6 protein-coding genes are annotated in these 6,961 nt (G+C 40.8%); 1 reads left to right on the top strand and 5 read right to left on the bottom strand.

What is annotated here, in order from left to right; translation table 11 throughout:
• Positions 1-87: 87 nt before the first annotated feature.
• Positions 88-1,509: an amino acid permease gene (locus AYJ08_RS10895; RefSeq protein ID WP_064017738.1), complete on the top strand. Its 1,422-nt coding sequence runs from the start codon at positions 88-90 to the stop codon at positions 1,507-1,509.
• 81 nt (positions 1,510-1,590) lie between these two features.
• Here the strand turns inward: AYJ08_RS10895 and ilvA are convergent, their stop codons facing one another.
• The 5 genes from ilvA to AYJ08_RS23960 form a co-directional block, all read right to left on the bottom strand.
• Positions 1,591-2,850 (bottom strand): threonine ammonia-lyase IlvA, encoded by a 1,260-nt coding sequence (gene ilvA, locus AYJ08_RS10900; RefSeq protein ID WP_064017739.1) that lies wholly within the window; start codon positions 2,848-2,850, stop codon positions 1,591-1,593.
• A 603-nt stretch (positions 2,851-3,453) separates the two neighbouring features.
• A complete protein-coding gene (locus tag AYJ08_RS10905) occupies positions 3,454-4,842 on the bottom strand; it encodes an L-cystine transporter (protein WP_064017740.1) in 1,389 nt (462 codons plus the stop codon).
• A 175-nt stretch (positions 4,843-5,017) separates the two neighbouring features.
• Positions 5,018-5,344, bottom strand: a complete 327-nt coding sequence (locus AYJ08_RS10910; protein WP_064017741.1) for a YnfA family protein — start codon at positions 5,342-5,344, stop codon at positions 5,018-5,020.
• 26 nt (positions 5,345-5,370) lie between these two features.
• Positions 5,371-5,871 (bottom strand): GNAT family N-acetyltransferase, encoded by a 501-nt coding sequence (locus tag AYJ08_RS10915; protein WP_064017742.1) that lies wholly within the window; start codon positions 5,869-5,871, stop codon positions 5,371-5,373.
• A gap of 554 nt (positions 5,872-6,425) precedes the next feature.
• A partial coding sequence (locus AYJ08_RS23960; protein ID WP_483295066.1) for a BclA C-terminal domain-containing protein occupies positions 6,426-6,961 on the bottom strand: 536 nt, incomplete at its 5' end.

Below are 6,961 nucleotides of genomic sequence, written 5' to 3' on the forward strand. Positions count from 1 at the left end.
AAAATTGAAACTGGTACGAATGTTGCATAATGTTTTCTCTGTAAACGCATACATCTCACTGTGAGATCATAGAAAGGAGAGAAGGACATGTCCACACACCGTTCCTCTCATGAATTGCAACGCACGCTGAAAAGTAGACACTTATTTATGATCTCACTCGGCGGAATTATTGGCACAGGACTCTTTCTAGGCTCCGGCTATACCATTAGCCAAGCAGGTCCGATCGGAGCCATCATTTCCTACCTTGTAGGTGGGTTTATCATGTATCTCACCATGCTCTGCCTCGGTGAATTATCGGTTGCTATGCCTGTATCTGGCTCGTTCCAGACGTATACAACTAAATTTATTAGTCCAGCAATGGGTTTTACCATTGGATGGCTATACTGGTTGGGCTGGGCTGTAACAGTAGCTCTGGAGCTTTTATCTTCTGGTCTACTCATGCAACGTTGGTTTCCAGATTCACCCGTCTGGATGTGGTGCGCTATTTTTGGCATAATCCTCTTTTTACTCAATGCCCTGTCAGCTAAAGCTTTTGGTGAGACTGAATTCTGGTTCTCCAGTTTCAAGGTAGCGGCTATTTTAGCCTTTATCGTGCTCGGCGGTGGTGCAATGTTTGGTATCATTCCCTTCCGCAGTGGCGAAGCAGCTCCCATGCTAAGCAATTTTGCCGAAACCTCCTGGCTACCTAATGGAATTACTGGTCTGTTGCTTACGATGATAACGGTCAATTTTTCCTTTCAGGGAACCGAGCTCATTGGCATTGCTGCTGGTGAAAGTGACAATCCAGAGCAAAACATTCCAAAATCAATTCGGGCTACCGTCTGGCGAACACTTATCTTTTTTGTGCTGGCAATCACGATTTTAGCCGGCCTGATTCCCCATCAACAAGCAGGAGTGATTGAAAGTCCATTCGTCATGGTGTTCGACAAAATTGGTATTCCGTATGCCGCCGATATTATGAATTTTGTTATCCTAACAGCATTACTATCTGTAGCTAATTCCGGTTTATATGCGGCCACTCGAATGCTGTGGTCTTTATCTAAAACAGAAATGGCCAGTCCAGCACTCGGCAAAGTAAACAAAAAAGGCGTCCCCATGAACGCCCTATTACTCACATTTTCCATTTCCCTGCTATCCTTGCTTTCCAGCGTGTATGCTGAAAATACCGTATATCTCTGGTTGATCTCCCTTGCAGGATTAGGAGCACAGGTAGGCTGGATTTCAATTTCTGCCTCTCAATTAGCATTCCGTAAGCATTATCTAAAAAATGGCGGGAAGCTACACGATCTCAAATTCCGGACTCCGTTTTATCCAATCCTGCCCTTAATTAGTTTGACACTCAACCTAGTTGTACTTATCAGCCTAGCCTTTGATAAAGATCAGCGGATTGCCTTATATTGCGGTGGAGCGTTCGCTCTTTTCTGTTTACTCTATTACTTCCTGCGGATTAAAAGAAAGCCTATGAGTAATGGATCTCCAGAGGATAATAAAACGTACCATATCATCTAGCTCCCTAATAGAAGCGGCCCTCTGATGTTATATCGGGGGCCTATTTTTCTTTCTAATAAGAAAATTCTGAGCCCATTTCTACTAAATGAGCAGGTTAAACAAAGTAGGATTATGATTGATTTCCATGAAAGGGAAGTTCTTTTGTTTCATTCGTTCCATTAATGCCTCATAATCATCCTTTTGCTTTAATTCAATGCCCACTAATGCAGGTCCGTTATCCTTATTATTTTTCTTGGTATATTCGAATCTAGTAATATCATCTGTAGGCCCTAGCACTTCATCAAGAAACTCCCGCAAGGCCCCCGCACGCTGAGGAAAGTTAATGATGAAATAATGCTTGAGTCCCTCATAGATTAAAGACCGTTCCTTAATATCTTGCATGCGATCAATATCGTTATTTCCTCCACTAACGATACAGACCACATTTTTCCCTTTAATTTTACGCTTGTACTCATCCAATGCCGCAATGGTAAGTGCCCCGGCAGGCTCAGCTACAATTGCATTTTGATTATATAAATCAAGAATTGTACTGCATACCTTTCCCTCTGGTACCGTGACAATGTCGTCAAGCACCTCTTTACATAGCTCGTATGAGAGCTGCCCTACCTGCTTAACCGCGGCCCCATCCACAAATGTATCAATCTCTTGCAAAGCGATCACTTGATTTTCTCTAAAGGACTGCTTCATAGAAGCCGCTCCTTGGGGCTCTACTCCAATAACATCTGTTAGAGGGCTAATCCCCTTGACACAAGTTCCAACACCTGCCGCCAGACCTCCTCCTCCGATACCTACAAACAGGTAATCCAACGCTTCTGTCATATCATTTAGGATTTCCATGCCTACCGTGCCTTGACCCGCAATAATTTTTTCATGATCAAATGGATGAATGAACGTCATGTCATGTTCCTTACCATATTTGATCGCCTCAGAAAAAGAATCATCAAAGGTGTCGCCCACTAATACAATCTCAACTTGATCACCGCCGAATAACTTCACCTGAGACACCTTTTGACGAGGTGTTGTGCTGGGCATAAAAATCGTACCGCGAGCTCCTAAAGCTTTACAGGAATATGCAACCCCTTGTGCATGATTACCTGCGGAAGCACAAACGACACCGCGTTTCATTTGCTCGTCCGATAATGTACGCATGAGATAATAGGCACCGCGCAGCTTAAATGAGCGAACAACCTGTAAATCCTCCCGCTTTAAGAATACATTGCATTGGTATTTATCTGACAAAACGGCATTGTACTGTAGCGGTGTTTTGACAATAACTTCTCGCAATAGATGACTCGCCACCAGAATATCTTCTATGGTTAGTTTGCTGGTTGTTACATTCATCAGTTTCTCCGCCTCTCTATTTTTTTCGATAACAAAAAAACTCGCCCAGCATGAAAGAAATTTACTTCCATTGCTTAGGCGAGAGTCGCGATACCACTGAGCATTCTCCGTTTCTTCACAAAAACGGACTCGACAAGTCTAATTCACCTTCATTCATGACTCGCATGTAAAGCGATCCATATACCACATACGTTACAAAAGGTTCAAATAGACTCAGTCCGATAACGTGGACAATTCGTTGTCATGTACTAATGATCACAGAGATTGAAAGTTTCCTGTAAGCTCTGACTCTCCCCTGCTTCTGCTCTGCACTGATCTGTTCCACAACAAAGCTCCGAGGTGATTTTCAAGGAAAGATAGCGACCATCTTCGCAGCACATTGAGACGGCTCTCTGACACCAGAGCTTTCTTTTACTCTTCCTCTTCACGGCTTCATGCATATTTTTTCATAACATTCCAATACTTATTGTTCAGAATTATAGTGAGATGTTACTGGCTTGTCAACCTTACAAAAAAAGTGCCGCCCCAGACAAAGGAATTGTCTCGAGACGACACTTGAAAAAGAAACAAAGCGAAAAGGCTGTAAAAAACAATCCGATGCTCTTACGCTTCTACATGTTTTTGGGTTTGATCATTGTAAATATTGGTGTCTAACTCTTTCGTTACACGGCTAGTGATCACACCGGCTACCATACTGCCGCTCACGTTTAGAGCTGTACGTCCCATATCAATTAATGGCTCTACAGAAATTAACAAACCAGCTAATGCAATTGGCATGTTCATTGTAGAGAGGACCAGAAGAGCAGCAAAAGTGGCTCCACCACCTACGCCTGCAACTCCAAAGGAACTAATCGCAACGACAGCAATAAGAGATACGATGAAAGAAGGCGTCAATGGATCAATCCCAATTGTAGGGGCAATCATCACAGCTAACATGGCTGGATAAATACCTGCGCAACCATTTTGACCAATGGATAAACCAAAAGATCCAGCAAAGTTAGCTATGCCTTCCGGTACTCCCAATTTATCACGCTGCGTTTCTACGTTTAAAGGCAATGCTCCTGCACTTGAACGTGAAGTGAATGCAAAAGTTAAAACAGAAAACGTCTTTTTCAAATAAGTAATAGGGTTAAGTCCAGTAACAGCAAGTAAAATCAGATGAATAACAAACATAATGAGAATCGCAACATAGGAAGCAAGCACAAACTTTCCTAATTTAAGAATCGCTAAGTAATCGCTAGTAGCCGTTACTTTAGTCATGAGAGCTAGTACCCCATAAGGAGTTAAGCGTAAAATAATGCTCACTACCCGCATAATTATCGTATAAAATGTATCTACAATTTTGGCAAAGAATGCAGCGTGTTCCGATTGTTTCCCCTTTACACCTAAGAACGCAATGCCAAGCAAGGCAGCAAAAATAACAACAGCAATCGTAGAGGTAGAACGTTGACCTGTTAGATCAAGAAACGGGTTGGCCGGTAATAATTCCACGATTTTCTGAGGAAGAGATAAATCCTGAATTTGGCCAAACGTCTTTTCTAGTTGAGCAGCTCGATTTGTTTCCTGGTCGCCTTGTTGAATTTGCACAGCTTCTAACTGAAAGGCGAGTGTTGTTCCAATCCCAATAGCGGCAGAGACCGCTGTGGTTGCAATTAGGATACCAATAATTAAGGAACTAATTTTTCCGATATTATTCGTTAGCTTAACCTTTGTAAAAGCAGCTAAAATAGATATAAATACCAGTGGCATTACAATCATCTGTAAAAGCTTAATGTAGCCTTTACCTACAATGTTAAACCATTCTATCGAATCCTTTACAATGTCTGTTTTTGCCCCAAAGATCAGCTGTAAGCCAATTCCGAAGACAATCCCAACAGCCAGTGCGGTAAACACTCGCTTCGAAAAGGAAATATGTTTCTTTTGCATGGTATATAGTCCAAAAATAATGAGTAACATGATAGCAATATTAAGTAAAATCCAAACTGTTGACAATGGATTCCCTCCGTTCTTTCTGATAAATTCTCATGAAGGTAACTAAAGCATATTCAAGTTATAATACATTAATTCCTATATGTAAAGTAGGATTTAAACTTTACCATATTTTTTTTGAAAATGCCACATAAATAGGCATGGTCCCTATCTTTACATTAAGATAGAAACCATGCCCCTATGGTCTAGGCACCCACAAAATAACACCCACACCAGCTATACAAATCGCTGCTCCTAGCCAGTCATATATATCTGGGGTCTTTTTATCTACCAGCCATCCCCACATAATCGCTAGGATAATAAATACTCCGCCATAAGCTGCATATACTCGTCCAAATGTAGGAAATCTCTGCAAAGTTGGAATAATCCCATAAGCGATAAGAATGATGCTCCCTACAAGACCGTACCAGGCTGGTTTTGCCTCTCGTAACCATAGCCAAACCAGATAGCCGCCGCCAATCTCAGCCAGACCGGCTGTGATAAATAAGAGAATTGATGCTAACAATGATTTCCTCCTTGTGGGCATATCTGTTATTTGGTTATGCTGTATAATTGTATCGTTTTATTCCATTTACTAATTTCTTTTTTCCATGTCATACCGACATTCTCCGCAACACGTCTGGATGCTACGTTCCTTTTATCAATAAGTGAAATCAAACGGTCATGGCCAAGCTTATGGAAACCATATTCTTTACAAGCAATTGCACATTCTGTAGCTAATCCTTGTCCCCAATATTTACGGACAATCAAATAACCAATTTCAATTTCTTGTTGAAGATTAATTTCTTGAGGTACCAAGCCGCATTGCCCTATAAATTCCCCATCCTGTTTATTCTCAGCAATCCAAAATCCTATTCCGTATTTTTCATAATTCCCCTGATTCCACTTGATCCATGCAACCGTCTCTTCTTCATTTTTCGTAGATGGATAGAACTGCATAGCGATAGGGTCAGTAAATATCCTGCTTAATTTTTCCACATCTGACAACTTCATTTTTCGCAAGATCATTCTGTTTGTTTCTAATTGAAACATAGCCTGTCACCTCTTTTCAATAGTTTCCATTCCTTATGTAATACGTAGCAAAATCAAGCAAAGACACCTCTTCAATACTTATATATCTACTCATTATAATTGGCACTATATTATAATTATTCAGGATATTCAACACTTCCATACAATTATATGTGTAAATAATTATATATTTATTTATAAAGATAGGTATAGATAAATTATAATAAAAATGACATGATAAAAGTAACAATTAGTTTATTTATAAACATTTAACGGCTTCTTTAAAAATTAGGGAAGATATCTATTTCATAAAAGTATTGTTATGTGAATACTCTTTCTTGGTTGGCTTTACACGTTGAGAAGCTGTTGGCAGTAAGATAATAGGAGTAAAAACAAAAGAGGTATATGGTATGTGGCATATACTTATTATTTCCTAATTTTGGGCAAAATGGCAATATAAAATTTATAGGAAATTCGTAACTGTTCATTAAGTATTATTCACATTAAGGTATTTCTAAAGAAAAAGCTGCTCTCCTATTTCAGAAGAGCAGCTTTTTTAACATATTGATCCTGATTTAGCTTAAACGAATAATCGTGATACTTGTTGGTAAAGTGGCGGCTAAAGTGGCTATCGCTGCTACACCAAATAGTTGTACCTGAATGGTTCCTCCAGCTGGTACAGGAACAATTACCTGTGCTTCGAATGAGGTTAAACCAATTAATGGTGAAACAACACTACCCGCTACCGGTACTCCATTTACTAAGATACGCGAGCTTACAAGAAGTGACGCAGTAAGGTTAATAGTGTAAGAAATGAAATAGTTACCAGCGGCTGCTACAGTAAAGGTATCACTAGTTGCATTGACCGTAATTCCTGGTCCGATATCCTGAGCGTCAGGGAATGGAACAAGTGTACCACCCAGCAATACAGGGATAATCGTACCACTTAAATTGGCTGCAAACGCAAAGGTATTGGTAGCAAGGGCTCCAGTTGGACCTGTTGGACCTGTTGGGCCTGTTGGGCCTGTTGCTCCGGTCGCCCCGGTTGCTCCAGTTGCTCCAGTTGCTCCGGTTGCTCCGGTATCTCCTGTGGCTCCCGTTGCTCCCGTTG

The organism is Brevibacillus sp. SKDU10 (assembly GCF_001645205.1).
In the GTDB taxonomy this organism is placed as follows: domain Bacteria; phylum Bacillota; class Bacilli; order Brevibacillales; family Brevibacillaceae; genus Brevibacillus_B; species Brevibacillus_B halotolerans.